14 protein-coding genes are annotated in these 14,983 nt (G+C 71.5%); 5 read left to right on the top strand and 9 right to left on the bottom strand.

All coding sequences use genetic code 11. From position 1 onward, the window contains the following. Nucleotides 1-44 precede the first annotated feature (44 nt). The 3 genes from AC2D8W_RS09900 to AC2D8W_RS09890 are packed head-to-tail and all read right to left on the bottom strand — an operon-like array spanning nt 45 to nt 2,493. On the bottom strand, nt 45-1,427 hold the full coding sequence (locus AC2D8W_RS09900; RefSeq protein ID WP_484671454.1) for an ATP-binding protein: 1,383 nt from the start codon (nt 1,425-1,427) through the stop codon (nt 45-47). A gap of 17 nt (nt 1,428-1,444) precedes the next feature. After that, a complete protein-coding gene (locus AC2D8W_RS09895) occupies nt 1,445-2,137 on the bottom strand; it encodes a response regulator transcription factor (RefSeq protein ID WP_293481763.1) in 693 nt (230 codons plus the stop codon). Nucleotides 2,138-2,175: 38 nt separating this feature from the next. Further along, nucleotides 2,176-2,493 carry a PepSY domain-containing protein gene (locus AC2D8W_RS09890; protein ID WP_484671393.1) on the bottom strand — a complete coding sequence of 106 codons (318 nt, stop codon included), beginning with the start codon at nt 2,491-2,493 and terminating at the stop codon, nt 2,176-2,178. Between the two features lie 277 nt (nt 2,494-2,770). On the opposite strand from AC2D8W_RS09890, the gene AC2D8W_RS09885 reads away from it, so the two are divergent. Further along, on the top strand, nt 2,771-3,748 hold the full coding sequence (locus AC2D8W_RS09885; RefSeq protein ID WP_484671392.1) for a hypothetical protein: 978 nt from the start codon (nt 2,771-2,773) through the stop codon (nt 3,746-3,748). Between the two features lie 703 nt (nt 3,749-4,451). Here AC2D8W_RS09885 and AC2D8W_RS09880 read toward each other — a convergent pair. Continuing rightward, on the bottom strand, nt 4,452-5,396 hold the full coding sequence (locus AC2D8W_RS09880) for a DnaJ C-terminal domain-containing protein (RefSeq protein ID WP_293481759.1): 945 nt from the start codon (nt 5,394-5,396) through the stop codon (nt 4,452-4,454). A gap of 103 nt (nt 5,397-5,499) precedes the next feature. Next, a complete protein-coding gene (locus AC2D8W_RS09875; protein WP_484671391.1) occupies nt 5,500-5,964 on the bottom strand; it encodes a YcgN family cysteine cluster protein in 465 nt (154 codons plus the stop codon). A 127-nt stretch (nt 5,965-6,091) separates the two neighbouring features. Here AC2D8W_RS09875 and AC2D8W_RS09870 point away from each other — a divergent pair, with 127 nt between their 5' ends. The 4 genes from AC2D8W_RS09870 (at nt 6,092) to AC2D8W_RS09855 (ending at nt 11,014) form a co-directional block, all read left to right on the top strand. Then, nucleotides 6,092-7,879 (top strand): ABC-F family ATP-binding cassette domain-containing protein, encoded by a 1,788-nt coding sequence (locus AC2D8W_RS09870; protein WP_484671390.1) that lies wholly within the window; start codon nt 6,092-6,094, stop codon nt 7,877-7,879. Between the two features lie 504 nt (nt 7,880-8,383). Further along, nucleotides 8,384-9,379 carry an ABC transporter substrate-binding protein gene (locus AC2D8W_RS09865; RefSeq protein WP_484671389.1) on the top strand — a complete coding sequence of 332 codons (996 nt, stop codon included), beginning with the start codon at nt 8,384-8,386 and terminating at the stop codon, nt 9,377-9,379. Nucleotides 9,380-9,512: 133 nt separating this feature from the next. Further along, nucleotides 9,513-10,250, top strand: a complete 738-nt coding sequence (locus tag AC2D8W_RS09860) for an ABC transporter ATP-binding protein (protein WP_484671388.1) — start codon at nt 9,513-9,515, stop codon at nt 10,248-10,250. Further along, complete coding sequence (locus tag AC2D8W_RS09855) at nt 10,247-11,014, top strand: ABC transporter permease (RefSeq protein ID WP_484671387.1); 768 nt, start codon at nt 10,247-10,249, stop codon at nt 11,012-11,014. The genes AC2D8W_RS09860 and AC2D8W_RS09855 overlap by 4 nt, the downstream gene beginning before the upstream one ends. A 15-nt stretch (nt 11,015-11,029) precedes the next feature. Here AC2D8W_RS09855 and AC2D8W_RS09850 read toward each other — a convergent pair whose 3' ends face one another. The 4 genes from AC2D8W_RS09850 to AC2D8W_RS09835 form a co-directional block, all read right to left on the bottom strand. Continuing rightward, entirely contained in the window at nt 11,030-11,692 is a 663-nt protein-coding gene (locus AC2D8W_RS09850) for a hypothetical protein (RefSeq protein ID WP_293481747.1), read from the bottom strand. A 56-nt stretch (nt 11,693-11,748) separates the two neighbouring features. Continuing rightward, nucleotides 11,749-13,119, bottom strand: a complete 1,371-nt coding sequence (locus tag AC2D8W_RS09845) for a hypothetical protein (protein WP_484671386.1) — start codon at nt 13,117-13,119, stop codon at nt 11,749-11,751. A gap of 226 nt (nt 13,120-13,345) precedes the next feature. Continuing rightward, nucleotides 13,346-14,080, bottom strand: a complete 735-nt coding sequence (locus AC2D8W_RS09840) for a pseudouridine synthase (protein ID WP_484671385.1) — start codon at nt 14,078-14,080, stop codon at nt 13,346-13,348. Next, the gene (locus AC2D8W_RS09835) at nt 14,077-14,979 is read right to left on the bottom strand and encodes a class I SAM-dependent methyltransferase (protein ID WP_484671384.1); all 903 of its coding nucleotides are present in this window, start codon (nt 14,977-14,979) and stop codon (nt 14,077-14,079) included. The genes AC2D8W_RS09840 and AC2D8W_RS09835 overlap by 4 nt, the downstream gene beginning before the upstream one ends. Between the last annotated feature and the right edge of the window lie 4 nt (nt 14,980-14,983).

Below are 14,983 nucleotides of genomic sequence, written 5' to 3'. Positions count from 1 at the left end.
GAGACTGGCCCGACCTCAGTTAAGGCTTTACGAAAACAGGATTTTCACGCTTCCGCCCGCGGGAGGTCGACGCTCACCAGCAGGCCGCCCAGGCGCGATTCCCCCAGCATGAGCTCGCCCCGGTACGCCCTCGCCAGCTCGTCGATGATGGAAAGGCCGAGGCCGGACCCCGGGGCGTTCTCGTCCAGGCGCGCGCCGCGCTGGACCATCGCCTCGCGCTGTTCGGGCGTGAGCCCGGGCCCGTCGTCCTCCACCGTGAGGCGCAGGCGCTCCGGACCGGCGGCCTCTGCGCGCACCCGCACGCGGCGGCGGCCGAACTTGCCGGCGTTCTCCATGGCATTGCCGGCGATTTCCATGAAATCCTGCCGCTCGCCCAGGAAGCAGAGGTCGTCCGGCGCGTCCCAGTCGATCTCCACGCCCTTGGACCGGAAGATCTTCTCCAGGGTGCGCGAGAGCTCGTCCAGCACCTCGGCCACGGGGGTCCGCTCGCCCTGCCCCTGGCTGCGGGCGGCGGCGCGGGCGCGGCGAAGATGGTGGTCCACCTGCTGGCGCATCACGTCGGCCTGCCGCGTCACCACATCAGCCAGCGCCCCGGGCCGCTGGCTCGCCTCGGTGATCATCACCGAGATCGGCGTCTTCAGCGCGTGCGCCAGGTTGCCCACGTGGGTGCGCTGGCGCTCCACGGTCTCCTGGTTGTGCGCCACCAGGGCGTTCAGCTCGTCGGTCAGCGGCGCCAGCTCGGTGGGATAGGCGCCCTGCAGCCGCTCGGCCTTGCCCCGGCGCACCTCGGCGACCTCGCTGCGCAGCCGGAACAGCGGCTCCAGCCCCACCCGGACCTGCACGAACACCGCCACGATCAGGCCGCCCGAGAGCAGGGCGAAGAAGATGGCCGTGGCCGTCAGGAAGTTGCGCACCTCGCGGTCGATGGGCAGCCGGTTCTCGGCCGCCACGAAGATGAGCGGCGTCTCGCGTCCCGGGATGGTCGTCCAGCGCGCCACCAGGCGGAGCCGTTCGCCCGGCTGGGGGCCCGGGCCGTCGAACGCGATGGGCTTCGAAGGCTGGGCCCGCAGGCGCGCGGGCAGGTCCGACGGCACGGTGAGCTCGGAGTCCCAGAGCGAGCGCGAAGGCACCAGCGTCCGCACCCCGCCGCCGGGCTTGGGCTCGGTGATCGCCCAGTACCGTCCTGAATAGGCCCGCAGCGCCCGCAGGTCGGTCAGCGCCGGCGCCAGCACCTCGCCGCCCTCGACCGTCGAGCCCGAGATCAGGTTGTCGATCAGGTCCGAGAGCTGGGCGTCGAAGCGGCGCAGGGCCGCCTGCTGGAAGAGCAGCGCCAGCACGACGGCCGAGATCACCAGGGCGGCGAAGCTCCAGCCGACGGCCAGGATCACCAGCCGGCGCGCGAGGGACGGGCGCCCGAGGCGCGCCATCACGCCCCCGGCGGCGGTCACGTTCTCGCGGTCTCCGCGTCGACCTCGTCGGCCGGGCAGATCAGGCGATAGCCCAGCCCGCGGACCGTCTCGATGCGGTCGGCGCCGATCTTCTTGCGGACCCGCCCGATGAACACCTCGATGGTGTTGGAGTCGCGGTCGAAGTCCTGGTCGTACAGGTGCTCAACCAGCTCGGTGCGGCTGATCACGCGGCCCTGGTGCATCATCAGGTAGTGGAGCAGCCGGTACTCCAGCGACGTCAGGCGCAGCGGCTCGCCGTTCACGCTGGCGCGCGCGGCGCGGGGATCCAGCCGCAGGCCGCCGCACGAGAGGTTCGGCGTGGCGTGGCCGGCCGAGCGCCGCAGCAGCGCGCGCAGCCGCGCCAGCAGTTCCTCGGTATGGAACGGCTTGGTCAGGTAGTCGTCTGCGCCGGCGTCGAAGCCCGCCACCTTCTCGCTCCAGGCGCCCCGCGCGGTCAGGATCAGCACCGGCGTGGTCATGTTGTCCCGCCGCCAGCGCTCGAGGACCGACACCCCGTCCACCTTGGGCAGGCCAAGGTCGAGGATGACGGCGTCGTAGGGCTCGGTCTCGCCCAGGAACTGGGCCTCCTCGCCGTCCGGCGCGTGATCCACCGCATAGCCGGCGTCGGCCAGCGCCAGCTTCAGCTGCCGCGACAGGTCCGGATCGTCTTCAACAAGCAGGATGCGCACGTCGGCGTCCCTCTCCTCTGGTCCTTGAGCCCCGGTCCCTACCCGCCCTGCCGGGCGATGACCTGCCCGGACTCGGCGTCCACGACGAAAACCACCACCCGGCCGCTCTCCATCTGCCACTGGACGAAGTAGGCGGATCGCCCGCCCGCCTCGCCCCGGGTGGTGTTCAGGTGACGGCCCGGATAGCGGGCGCTCAGCATGGCCAGAACGCGCGAAAGCGGCGCTTGGCGCCCGCGGGCCTCGCGGCCCTGGTCCTCGGCCCCCAGCACGGGCCGGCCGTAGTCCTGCCCGAGGGCGACGGAGGGGACCGTCGTCGTGACCGCGCCCAGGAGGGCAAGGGCGAAGAGGCGTTTCATGCGACCCCTGTTACGGGAGCCGGACTGAACCCGGCCTGAACGCACCTCTAACCCCCTGTTAGGTGGAAGCCTAGCCGTCGAGGCGCAGCTGCATCCCGAGCGCCGCTCCACGGGGCGGAAGCCGCAGCTATGTTCTTGTTTTGTTCTTGACTATCGGCTTGGCTTGTGAGACTTTGTGTGCTGCGGGCGGTGTCCACCCAATCCTCGGAAATCGCCGAGATCGAGACCTCAGAAGCGGGAGCAACCCGGTTCTGGCTCATCACGACTGGGGGTAACAGTGATCAACAGGCAGCTGAATCCGGCTGAACTTGAGGGCGACGCGCTGAGGGACTGGTACCTGCGTCCACTGGATCAGATCGCGGACGAGCGTGCGCTTCGAAAAGAGCAAGTCTACCATGAGTTTTTCTTCGGCGATGGACGCTGGGAAGACGCCCGCTTGAGGCGGCCGCCAGCGCCCCCGCCTTCGGTGGCGGGCCCACCTCGACCGGAGATTCGAGCGGCTGCACCGCCGATGAGGGGCCAGCCAGCGGAACCAAATGAGCCTGGCGGCTTCTTCGCGAACTATCGACCCCTGCCCGGCGGCAGCTACCTTCCCCCTGAAGTCCCGGCGCCGCTGAATCGCGTGGAGCCTATTGGCGTAGGCGCCGAGTGGTACTGGCTTGCCGACGGTCAAGTCGTCAATGCGGCGGAGGTCGAGCGGATCTACGCTGAGCAGAAGCGCCGAGCACGAGGCGAGGAGGAATCGGCCCGAGAAGGTTGGGTCCGCTCTGAGGATCGTTTGAAAGACGGATTTATCCCGCGAGCCTCTCAATTGAGCGACGGCCGGCGCGAGAAGGATTCCACATGTCACCCCAATGGTGGCTGGGAGCTCGATCCCGGGTTTCACTCGTACCCGAAGCGAACGCAGGACTATGAGTCCCAGATCACACACGCTCCCGGACTCGACTATGTTGTACGCAACCCTGACGAGCGCCCTGTGAAGTTTGATGGGTGCGCTGTTTGGGATCCGCGTCACCAGCTGTTGGAGGCGAAGGGCCCCGGCTATGACGCGGTTATCGATGCGGGTGAACGATACAACTTCAGCGACTCCGTCGCCAAAGGCCGAAGATCCCAAGGATCCCGGCAGGTCGAGGCTGCGCGTGGGCGGCCGATTGATTGGCATATCGCAGAAAAACGCGCGCTCGATTTCATTCGGAACGTGATGCCGCGGCCTGACCGTGACCGGATCAGCTTCAAGCACACACCTGCAAAGTGACGCGCATGAGCCCTCGCGACCCGCCATCCTACAATAGCCGGAAATTCACCTGCGGATGGGCCGATCGCCGCGAGGACGTGAGGAAGATCGCCTCGAGATTGCGGGCTACGGCGCGCAACCTCGGGCGGGTGGAGCCGGAACTGGGGGCGTTGTGGCCCCAGTTCGAAGCACGTCGGATGCGGCCCAGCGATCCGGGGCCGGTCCTCGAGATGTCCGAGGACGATCTTTCACGCCTGATCGATCGCCGCGGCCGCCTCGACCCGCCCGCCTATCCCGCGCCCGTGGCGGAGACCGGATACCTCTTCGCTGCTGTTGGAGGTCTCAGGTGCAGTCTGAGCATCTGGGCCGAGTGCCACAGGTCCTCGAACCCGACGCCGATAGTCCTCACGCTTCCGAACGACGATCCCATTTGGCGGGACGCCGAGAAGGGTCGCCTTCTTCTGTTCGCCCTGGCAGATGCCTGGGATGCCGACTGGGCGTCCGCAAGCGCCTTTGTGAGCCTCGGACTGCGCGATGACCGTACGCTGATGTCCGAAGAGCGACCCTGGATGACTTGGGCGAAGGCGGGGAGCGAACCGGCTCCGCATCGCCTCCACGACGGGGGGCCTCCCGAAGAGGTTCGGAAGGAGCATGGGGGTCAGCTTTCGCTGTGGACTTGGCTGCCCCTAGAGGAGCCGCGAGAGAGATAGGCCCGCCCGACGCTTCAGCGCCGGCGGGGCGAATAGGGCCGCTTGGCCTGGATCTCCTCGGCGGCCTTCTCCAGCGCGGGATCCGGGGTCTCGGGCAGCATGACCACGAGGCGCGCGAAGAGGTCGCCGCGCTGGCCCTTCGAGTCGGACAGGCCTTTCCCCTTCAGGCGCAGGCGGGCCCCGGTGTTGGAGCCCTTCGGCACCGAGATGTTCACCGGCCCGTCCGGCGTGGGCGCCTCGACCTTGCCGCCGAGCACGGCGTCGTAGACGGTCACGGGCAGGTCCATGACGAGCACGTCCCCCTCGCGCCGGTAGATCGGATGCGGCGCGATGGCGATCTCGATGAAGGCGTCGCCGGGCCCGCTGCGCCCCGGCTGGCCCTGGCCCTTCAGCCGCAGCGTCTGGCCGTCCTGGGCGCCCTTGGGGATGGTGACGTCGATGGTGCGCCCGTCCGAGAACGCGATGCGCTGCTTGCCGCCACGGATGGCGTCCACAAGGTCGATTTCCAGCCGGGCGCGGGTGTCGGCGCCGCGCTGGGAGAAGCCGCCGAAGCCGCCGCCCATGCCGCCGGGCCGGCCCTGGCGGGCGCCGCCGAACATCTCGCCCAGGATGTCGCCGAGGTCGGCGCCCTCGAACGTCTCGGTCCGGAAGCCGCCCTGCCGACCGCCGAACCCGCCGCCGGGCTGGCCGCCGCCCCACGGGCCGCCCGCGCCGAAGCCGCCCATGTGGACCTCGCGGCCGTCGGCGTCGATCTCGCCGCGGTCGAACTTCTTGCGCTTCTCGGGATCGCCGACGATGTCGAAGGCCGCCGAGACCTTCTTGAAACGCTCCTCGGCCGCCTTGTTGCCGGGGTTCTGGTCGGGGTGGTTTTCCTTGGCGAGCTTGCGGAACGCCTTGCGGATCTCGTCCGCACTCGCGGTGCGGGCCACGCCCAGTTCCTGATAGGGGTCGCGCGCCAAGCTCGTCAGAATCCCTGCTGAAAGTCCACGCTCACGGTGTGAGTACTAGATTGGGCTGTGGGTTCCAGCCCGCAAGGGTGACTGTGGCGGATTTGCCACAGGGCTAGTCGTCGCCCCGCTCCACCACGAGGTCCCAGGCGGCGAAGTCCAGCGCGTCCTCCGGGTCCGCCAGCGCGGTCTCGTTGACGGTCTGCCCGCGCACCGAGATGCCGGCGCGGTGCACGCTCTCGGGGTCGCCCGAGATCAGCGGATGCCAGTCGGCGAGGTCGCGCCCCTCGTGCAGCCGACGGTAGGCGCAGCTCTTCGGCATCCACTCCAGCGCCTCGATGTTGTGCGGCGTCAGCTTGATGCAGTCGGGCACCGTCCTGTGGCGGTGGGCGTAGTCGGAGCAGCGGCAGATCTGCGCGTCGAAGAGCTTGCAGTGCACGCGCGTTGGGATGACCTCGCCCGTCTCCTCGTCCTCGAAGCGCACGAGGCAGCAGAGACCGCAGCCGTCGCAGAGGCTCTCCCACTCCGCGACCGTCATCTGTTCGAGCGTCTTGCGCCGCCAGAAGGGTTCGCCGGCCATCCGCAGGGGTTTAGGCCGCACGCGCCGGCAACAGAAGCGCGAACTTCGCGCCTTCGGCCACGCGCGCCGGGCCTTCGCGCGCTTTGGGGTGGCCTCCCTGGCCCGGCCCCGCTATCTCCCGCCCCCCATGAGCCGCGCGCCCATCCTGGCCCTGAAGGACGTCCGTCTCGCCGACGGGCCGGCGATGCTGTTCGACGGCGTCGACCTGGGCCTGGAGCCGCGGGTCCGGGCCTGCCTGGTCGGCCGCAACGGCGCGGGCAAGTCGACGCTGCTGCGGATCCTGGCCGGCGAGGTCCAGGCCGACGCCGGGGAGCGCACGGTCACGCCCGGGACGCGCATCGCCTTCGTCGCCCAGGAGCCGGCCATCGTCGGCGCGACCGTTCTGGACTACGCGATCTCCGGCGGGGCGCCGGCGCACCAGGCCGAGGCGGCGCTGACGGACTTCGGCCTCGACCCCGCGAAGTCCACCCAGGGGCTGTCGGGCGGCGAGATCCGGCGCGCGGCGCTGGCCAAGGCCTTCGCCGAGGACCCGGACGTCCTGCTGCTGGACGAGCCCACCAACCACCTCGATATCCTGGCCATCGAGGTGCTCGAGGCCGAGATCGCCGCCGCCCGGGCCGCGACGCTGATCGTCAGCCATGACCGCGCCTTCCTGGACCGCGTGACCGGCCGCTGCTTCTGGCTCGAGCACCGCAAGGTGCGCCGGCTCGACCAGGGCTTTTCCGCCTTCGACGCCTGGGCCGAGAAGATCGAGGCGCAGGAGGCCGAGGAGGCCCGCCGCCTCGCCGTCACGATCAAGCAGGAGATGCACTGGCTGGCCCGCGGCGTCACCGCCCGGCGCACCCGCAACGAGGGCCGCCTGCGTCGCCTGAACGCCATGCGCGAGGCCAAGGCCCAGTGGATGAAGGACCAGCGCGGACAGCTCAACATGGGCCTCGCCAGTTCGGGCGTCTCGGGCCAGCGCGTCGCCGAGGTCAAGGGCATCACCAAGGCGTTCGGCGACCGGGTCGTCCTGAAGCCCTTCTCGACCCGCATCCTGCGCGGCGACCGGATCGCCATCGTCGGCCCCAACGGCGCCGGCAAGACCACGCTGGTGAAGCTGCTCCTGGGCGAGCTTCCGCCCGACGCCGGGGAGGTGAAGCTCGGGACCAACCTGGAGGTCACCTACATCGACCAGAGCCGGGCGGCCCTGGACCCCGAGATGACCCTGAAGGACGTGCTGACGCCCGGCGGCGGCGACCAGGTCATGGTGCGCGGCCGGCCCATGCACTACGCCGGCTACGCCAAGGATTTCCTGTTCCGCGAGAGCCAGTTCCGCCAGCCGGTCCGCACGCTGTCCGGCGGCGAGCGCAACCGCCTGCTGCTGGCCCGCGCGCTGGCCAACGCCGCCAACGTCATGGTGCTGGACGAGCCCACCAACGACCTCGACATGGACACGCTGGACCTGCTCGAGGACCTCCTGGCCGACTACGAGGGCACGCTGATCCTGGTGAGCCACGACCGTGACTTCGTGGACCGGCTCGCCACCTCCACCATCGGGCTCGACGGAACGGGCCGCGCGGTGGAGACGCCGGGCGGGTGGCAGGACTTCGTGGCCCAGAATCCCGGCTTCTTCGGCGCGCCGCGGGTGGCCGCGCCCAAGGCCGCGCCGGCCGCGCCCCGCCCAGCCACGCCCAAGCCGGCCGCCAAGCTGTCGTTCAAGGACCAGCGCCGGCTGCAGGAGCTCGACGGGCTCATCCACGACCTGCCGGGCAAGATCGCGACGCTGGAGACCGCGCTGGCCGACCCGGACCTCTATTCGCGCGACCCCGGGGCCTTCGACCGGTTCACCCGCGCCCTGCAGGCGGCCCAGGCGCAGCTCGCCGCCGCCGAGGAGGAATGGCTCGAGCTGGAGGAGCGCCGGGAGGCCCTGTAAGCCGGCCGCTGAGCGCTTTCCTGTGGACGACCCGGAGCGACTGATTTCGCTGCGGAAACCGCGGGTCGTCGAACGGTTGTCCACCGGTTAATCACCGTTTTCCGACAGCGCGTCGACACATCGGTGACGACGCCCGCTTGCGGGCGCCCGGGATCGGGCGCACCGTCCCCTTGCCGACAGGAACTGCGGCGCGGCGGAGGGAAGAGCTGGCGACAGCAGGACCCCGAGCAAGCGGGCGGAGCGGCAGGTCGAAGGGACAAGGAACCGGGGCGACCCGGAACCGGAACCGGAAGGTCTGGCGCCGGCGGCCAGGGAAAACCGCGGGGCGACCCGCAACCGAACTGGCGGTTGGCCTGAGGCGCAGATCCCCCAACGGATCTGTATGAGAGGGCGACGCTCCGGGCGACCGAAGCGCCGCCCTCTTGCTATGGCGGGGCCAGCACTCGCCCCTTGGAACCTCCGCCGCAGCGCCCTACCCTTTCGACGGTCAGTCGAGGGGACTTCATGAAAGCGTTGCGTAGCCTGGTCCTGGCGGCCGCCGCCCTGATCGCCGCCTGTTCGCCCGCGAAGAATGACGAGGCCGCGCCCGCCCCCGGAGCGCCGGTGACGATCCGGTTCGCCACCGACTGGCGCGCCCAGGCCGAGCACGGCGGCTTCTACCAGGCGCTGGCCTCCGGCGAGTACGCCCGGCGGGGTCTCAATGTGCAGATCGTGCAGGGCGGGCCGGGCGTGAACGTTCCCCAGCTGCTCGCCGCCGGCGCCGTCGATCTCGGCATGGGCTCCAACAGCTTCATCGTCATGAACCTCGCCCAGGAGGGCGTGCCGGTGAAGGCCGTGGCCGCCTTCATGCAGAAGGATCCCCAGGTCCTGATCGCCCACCCTGACACCGGCGTGGAGAAGATCGCAGACCTGAAGGGCCGCCCGATCCTCCTGTCGGACGCCTCCATCACGGCCTTCTGGGTCTGGCTGAAGGCGAAGTACGGCTTCACCGACGACCAGGTGCGCAAGTACACGTTCAACGCCGCGCCGTTCCTGGCCGACAAGCGCTCCGCCCAGCAGGGCTATGTGACCTCCGAGCCCTACACGATCGAGAAACAGGCCGGCCTGAAGCCCAAGGTCTTCCTGCTCGCCGACGAGGGCTACCCCGGCTACGCGACGATGGTCCTCGCGCCCGACAGCCTGATCGCGAAGAACCCCAAGGCGGTGCAGGCCTTCGTCGAGGCGTCGGCCAAGGGCTGGCGCGACTACCTCGGCGGCGATCCGTCCGCCGCCGACGCGCTGATCCGCAAGGACAACCCGGAGATGACCCAGGACGTCCTCGACCAGGCCCGCGAGAAGCTGAAGAGCTACAGGATCGTCGACGGGGACGAGGGCGCGCCCGTCGGGGCCATGAGCGACGCCCGCTGGAAGGCCTTCTTCGACGTCGCCTCGGCCCAGGGCGTCTATCCCGGGACCCTGGACTACAAGCGCGCCTACACCCTGCAGTTCGTCCCGAAGTGAGTGTCGCAAGGCGAGGTCGCGGTCTCCTCTGCCCCGCGCGCCGCGGGCGCGGCGAGAGGGAGAGGGCCGGGCGAGGGTGGCTCGGCCGATCCCATGGCGCCGGGGGCGATCCGATACCCCGCGGGGGGAGAGGATGAGTGTCGTCGCCCTCACCGCTGTCGAGGTCGACTACGACCGGGGGCGGGCGCTCGGACCGCTCGATCTGGCCGTCGGCGCCGGCGAGACCGTGGCGATCGTGGGCCCGTCCGGCTGCGGCAAGTCCACGGCGCTGCGGCTGCTCGCCGGGCTGGAGGCGCCCACGCGCGGACAGGTCGTCCGCGCCGCCGGCCGGGGCGAGACCGCGGTCGTGTTCCAGGCGCCCACCCTCGCTCCCTGGCTCTCGGCGCGCGCCAACGTCGCTCTGCCGCTCGAGCTCGCCGGCGTCCGCCGCGACGAAGCCTGCGCGCGCGCCGACGAGGCCCTCGGCCGCGTCGGGCTGGCCGGCGCGGAGGCCGCACGGCCGGTCCAGCTCTCCGGAGGCATGGCGATGCGCGTCAGCCTCGCACGCGCGCTCGTCACCGCGCCCAGGCTGCTGCTGCTCGACGAGCCCTTCGCCGCGCTCGACGAGATCACGCGGCGCACGCTGGCCGACGACGTCCTGGCCCTCTGGGCGGCCACCCGGCCCGCCATCGTGTTCGTCACCCACAACGTGGAAGAGGCCGTCTACATGGCCTCCCGCGTGGTGGTGCTGACCCGCGGCCCCGGCCGCATCGCCGCGGACGTCGAGGTGGAGGGACCCCTGCCCCGACAGCCGGGCTTCCGCACCGGGGCGGCGTTCCGCGCCACCGTCGAGACGGTCTCGGCCGCGCTGGCGGAGGGGGTCGCCGGATGAACCGCGCTGTGAACCTGCTGGCGCCCTGGCTGCTGATCGCGGTGCTGCTGGCCGTCTGGGAGGCCGCCTGCCGTCTGCGGGACATCCCCGTCTATTTCCTGCCGCCGCCCAGCGCGATCGCCGACAGCCTCGTCACGGATCTGCCCAGCCTCGCCGCCGCGGCCTGGTACACCCTCTCCAAGGCGCTGGTCGCCCTGGTCATCGCCTCGGTCGTGGCCCAGCTCCTCGCCCTGGCCGTCGTGGTCAGCGGGGTCCTGGAGCGCACCGTCCAGCCCATCGCGGTGGTCCTGCAGGTGACGCCGGTCATCGCCATCGCCCCGATCGTCAACATCTGGGCCGGCGTGGACCATCCCGAGCGGGCGCTGATCGGGCTGGCCAGCATCGTGGCGTTCTTCCCCGTCTACTCGGGCGCCGTCACCGGCCTGCGCTCGGCCGACCCCGACCTCGTGCGCCTGTTCGACCTGTACGGCGCCGGCCGGCTGCAGAAGCTGCTTCGCCTGCGGCTCCCCTCGGCCGTGCCGTTCCTGCTGGAAGGCCACAAGGTGGCGGCCGGCCTTGCGATCGTGGGCGCCGTGGTCGCCGAGTTCGTTTCCGGCTCGGGCAAGGTCCAGGGCCTCGCCTGGCGGATCCTGGACGCCGGCAACCGCCTGCAGACGGCCAAGATGTTCGCCGCCCTCGTCGTCCTGGGGGCCATGGGCGTCGCGCTCTATGCCCTCCTGCAGGCCGCGGAGCGCGCCGGTCTCCGCTGGTGGCGGGGCCGCTGACCGCGCCCCGCGGGTCTAGTTGGTCGCCTGCTGCACCGGCTTGAGGTCGAAACGCACCGGCACCCGGACCTTGCCGCCCACGGTCGGCATTCCCTCCGCGCTCATCAGCGCCACGCGGAACTTGGGCGCGAGCGCCAGGATCGCCGGGCCGAACCCCTGTCCCGCGGGCTCCTCGCGGTCCACGACGCAGCCCGTCAGCACGCCGCCGGCCTGCACCTCGCAGACGAGCGTGACGCGGATGTTGTTGGGGCCGCCGGCGTCGCCTTTCGGCGCGGCCGCCTGCATGTCCTCGACGCTCGGCAGGGCGGTCCACCGAGGCGTCTTCACGTTGTGGCTCGTGGCCCTCGCCAGCTCGGCCGGGAAGGACATCGAGACGCGCACTTCGGTGTCCTTGCGCAGGCCCTCGGCGCGCATCCCGTGCGCGAGCTTCCGCGCCGCGGCGCCGAAGCCGTAGCCCCTCGGGGTCTCGCCCAGCACGTCGCAGTCCGTCATCTCGCCCGAGCGGTTGGACGTACAGACCAGTTCGACCCCGCCGCCGACGCCCGCCGCCCTGGCCTTCTCGGGGAAGACCGCGGCCATCTGCTGGGCGGTCGGCGCGGCGATCCAGTTGGTCTCGGCGCGCGCCGCACCCCCGGCGGCCGTCGCGAGGGTGACGAGGAATGCAAGCTTGCGGGACATGGCGCGGATCCTCCGGGCGGAAGGATGCGCCCGACCGCCGCGCCTGTGAAGCCGGGCTAGCCGCGGCGCGGGGGTTCGCCGAGCCGCTCCATGGCGTCGTTCGCCAGCACCGAGAGCGAGCGCAGGCCATGGTCGCCGAACACGTCGAGGGCCGCGTCGAGGGCCATCATCGCGGCCGCCCGCTCTCCGGCGTCGCGGCCGGTCATGCCCATGCGGGCCTCATAGAGCCGCGCCAGGTGAAGCTGCGCCAGCGCCCAGCCCACCGGATCGCGCCGCGGCGAGAGGTTCGAGAGCTCGATCTTCATCGCCGCCTCTGCGGCGTCCAGCACCGCGGCGTCGCCGGTCAGCTCCGCCTGCCGGGCCAGGCAAACGGCCCGCGATCCGGCGGCGACCCCGCGCAGGGGCAGCGTCGGCGCCTCGCGAAGCACGAGGCCGGCGCGGTCGTAGCAGGAGACGGCGTGCTCGAAGGCGCGAGGGTCGCTGGAGGCCTCGCCCAGCGCCTGCAGCGCCTGGGCCAGGGCGATCTGGGTGCGGGCCCAGTCGAGGGGGCTGTGCTCACGCGTCAGGTTGTCGAGCGCCAGGGCCAGCGCCCCCGCGCCCGCGGCCAAGGCGTCCACGTCGCCGATCGCTTCGCCCTTCAGGGCCAGCGCCTGGCCGTGCGCGATCTTGGCGCGGGCCCAGGTGAGCGGCTCGTAGGCGGGGTCCAGGCGCTCGCCGGCGATGGCCGCCTCGCCCGCCGCGGCGTCCAGCAGGTCGGCGTCCTTCAGCCGCGCGCCGAACCCGCAGAGCAGGTCCGCGCGGATCAGCCGCGCCTCGGCGGCCAGCGCCCGGGCGGCGGTCAACCGCTTGGCGATGTTGTCGAGCGCCGAGATCGGCATCGTGAACCGCTGCGAAAACGCGGCGGCCCCGCGCGCGTCGAGCTTGTCCAGCACCCGGCGACCTTCGATGGCGAGCAGTCCCACATCGGCCAGCGGCGCGGCGAGCCCACCCTTCACGCTCGTGCGCGCCTCGCGGAAAGCCACCTCGGCGGCGGCGTTCAGCCCGGGATCGCCGAAGATCTCTGCGCCCAGGAGGGCGGCGAAGGCCTGCTCGCAACGCGCCCGGGCCCAGCCGTCGCGGCGATGGGCCTGCTCGAAGCCGGCGGCGGCGGTCTCCGCGCCCGCGGCGGCCTTGCGCAACGCCACGGCGTCGCCGGTGCGCCGGGCGACCTCGCGCCAGACGATCGCGGCTTCCAGGCGGCGGCGCGGCTTGTCCTTGGCGCTGATGCGGCTGGCGGCCACGTCGCAGGCCTTGGCTTCCTGCGCCAGCAACTGGCAGTCCAGCAGTTCCAGGAGCGAGGAGTCTCCGCCCGTCAGCCCGTCCTGGGGCGCGCCCTTGGCGCGGTCGGACGCGAAGAAGCGTCGAAGCTCTCGACCCAGCTCGAACATTGACCCGCTCCGGCCCCCCGGCGTCCCACGATGGAACGCCCCTCACAGGCTTCGTCAGGTCTCAAGCAAAGCCGGAGCCGAAGGGTTTAACAAGCCGTTAATTCCGCAGATATGGTTAATGTGGCTTCAAAGAAACGTCAGAAAAACAAAGCCCTGATGCTTTGGGATCGTTAATTTCTGGCACGCTTCTTGCTTTGGCGCGGGGCGCGTCGCGGCCCGCAATCCTTCACGCTAGGATCGCCGCCTGTTCGGACGCCGTGACCGGCCGCCAGGCGCCCGGGGCGAGATCCTCGGGCAGCGCCAGGCCGCCGATGCGATCGCGGTGGAGGGCGACGACGTGGTTGCCCAGGGCGGCGAACATCCGGCGGACCTGGTGATAGCGGCCCTCGGTGATCGTCAGGTAGGCCTCCTGCGGGCCGATGGGCTCCAGCACCGCCGGCGCCAGCGGGTCGGTGTCGCCGTCCAGCACCAGCCGCCCGCCTGCGAACGTCTCGGCCTCCCAGCCTTCCAGCGGCCGATCCAGGGTGGCGCGGTAGCGCTTGGCCACGTGGCTCTTGGGCGAGATCACCCGGTGCAGGAACGCGCCGTCGTCGGTGATCAGCAGCAGCCCGGTGGTGTCCTTGTCCAGTCGCCCGATGGTCGACAGCCCCGGCATCCGCGCCCGCCAGCGGCGCGGCAGGAGCTCGTAGACGCTGCGCCCGGGCTCCTTGTGCGAGCAGACCACGTCCAGCGGCTTGTGCATGACCAGTGTCAGCGGCGCCGGCGGATCGACCGGGCGGTCCACGACCGTCATCCGCTGCGGGAGGTCGGCGGTCACGGGCACTTTCGCGCCGGGGTCCTTCAGCACCTCGCCGTCCAGGACCACCTGCCTGTGCCGCACGAGGTCGGCGATCTCGCGCCGGGAGCCGTAGCCCAGGTTGGCGAGCAGCCGGTCCAGCCTGGCCATGGGCGTCTTGCTCATCGGCGCGCCTCGAAGACCTTGTAGCCGCCGCCCTCGGCGCGCACGTCCACCGACGCGAACGCCTCGCGCAGCGGCGCTTCGTACGGCAGGTGCCGGTTGGCCACCAGCCAGCAGGTCCCGCCCTTGCGCAGCATGGCCGCTGCGGCGCGGACGAAGGCCACGCCCAGGTCGCGGTCCTCCGCGCCCCCGTCGTGGAACGGCGGGTTCATCACCACGAAGTCCAGTCCCTCCAGCCCGGCCTGACGCGCATCGGCCCATCGCAGCGTCACCCGCGGGTCGTCCAGGTTGCGCCGTGCGCACTCCACCGCGCGGCGATCCAGCTCCACCCCCGTGAGCCGCGTGACGGCGGGCGAAGCCAGCACCCGCGCGGCAAGCACGCCCACGCCGCAGCCCAGGTCCGCGCCCTCCCCGGCCAGCGGCGGCAGCGCCTGCAGCAGCAGCGCCGATCCCGGATCGAGGCGGTCCCAGCTGAAGACCCCCGGCTGGGACCAGAGCCCCAGGGCGGGCACGATCCGCGGAGCCCCGGCGGCGATCGCCGCCTCCAGGCCCCCCACCGCCTGCGGGCGCACGACCCGGCAGAAGCGATAGTGCCGCCGTGCGTCCTCCGCCACCGTCACGCCGAAGGCCTCGAGGCTCTTGCGCAGGCGCGAGCCGCCCTTGTCCTTGGGGGCCAGCGCGGTCAGGACGCCGCCCGGCCGCAGCACGCGCAGCGCCTGCGCCAGCACGGCGTCGCGCTCCAGCGTGCCGCCGGGGGCCAGCACCACCGCCGCGTCGATCGACCCGTCGGCCATTCCGGCGAGATCCGCAGAGCCGGGCGTCAGCGGCGACACCTGGAGCGCCCCGGCCGGAACCTCCACCAGCCCCGGCGCCGGCGCGCCGTAGAGGACGGCGCCGCTCACGGCG

Source organism: Phenylobacterium sp. T106, assembly GCF_057219735.1.
This window is presented reverse-complemented; position numbering and strand designations above follow the sequence as displayed.

Excerpts from the sequence above, each read along its gene's own strand:
- AC2D8W_RS09840 (WP_484671385.1), bottom strand. The coding sequence starts at position 14,080 with ATGAGCAAGACGCCCATGGCCAGGCTGGACCGGCTGCTCGCCAACCTG.
- AC2D8W_RS09875 (WP_484671391.1), bottom strand. The coding sequence starts at position 5,964 with ATGGCCGGCGAACCCTTCTGGCGGCGCAAGACGCTCGAACAGATGACG.
- AC2D8W_RS09865 (WP_484671389.1), top strand. The coding sequence starts at position 8,384 with ATGAAAGCGTTGCGTAGCCTGGTCCTGGCGGCCGCCGCCCTGATCGCC.
- AC2D8W_RS09845 (WP_484671386.1), bottom strand. The coding sequence starts at position 13,119 with ATGTTCGAGCTGGGTCGAGAGCTTCGACGCTTCTTCGCGTCCGACCGC.
- AC2D8W_RS09855 (WP_484671387.1), top strand. The coding sequence starts at position 10,247 with ATGAACCGCGCTGTGAACCTGCTGGCGCCCTGGCTGCTGATCGCGGTG.
- AC2D8W_RS09900 (WP_484671454.1), bottom strand. The coding sequence starts at position 1,427 with ATGGCGCGCCTCGGGCGCCCGTCCCTCGCGCGCCGGCTGGTGATCCTG.
- AC2D8W_RS09850 (WP_293481747.1), bottom strand. The coding sequence starts at position 11,692 with ATGTCCCGCAAGCTTGCATTCCTCGTCACCCTCGCGACGGCCGCCGGG.
- AC2D8W_RS09890 (WP_484671393.1), bottom strand. The coding sequence starts at position 2,493 with ATGAAACGCCTCTTCGCCCTTGCCCTCCTGGGCGCGGTCACGACGACG.
- AC2D8W_RS09870 (WP_484671390.1), top strand. The coding sequence starts at position 6,092 with ATGAGCCGCGCGCCCATCCTGGCCCTGAAGGACGTCCGTCTCGCCGAC.
- AC2D8W_RS09860 (WP_484671388.1), top strand. The coding sequence starts at position 9,513 with ATGAGTGTCGTCGCCCTCACCGCTGTCGAGGTCGACTACGACCGGGGG.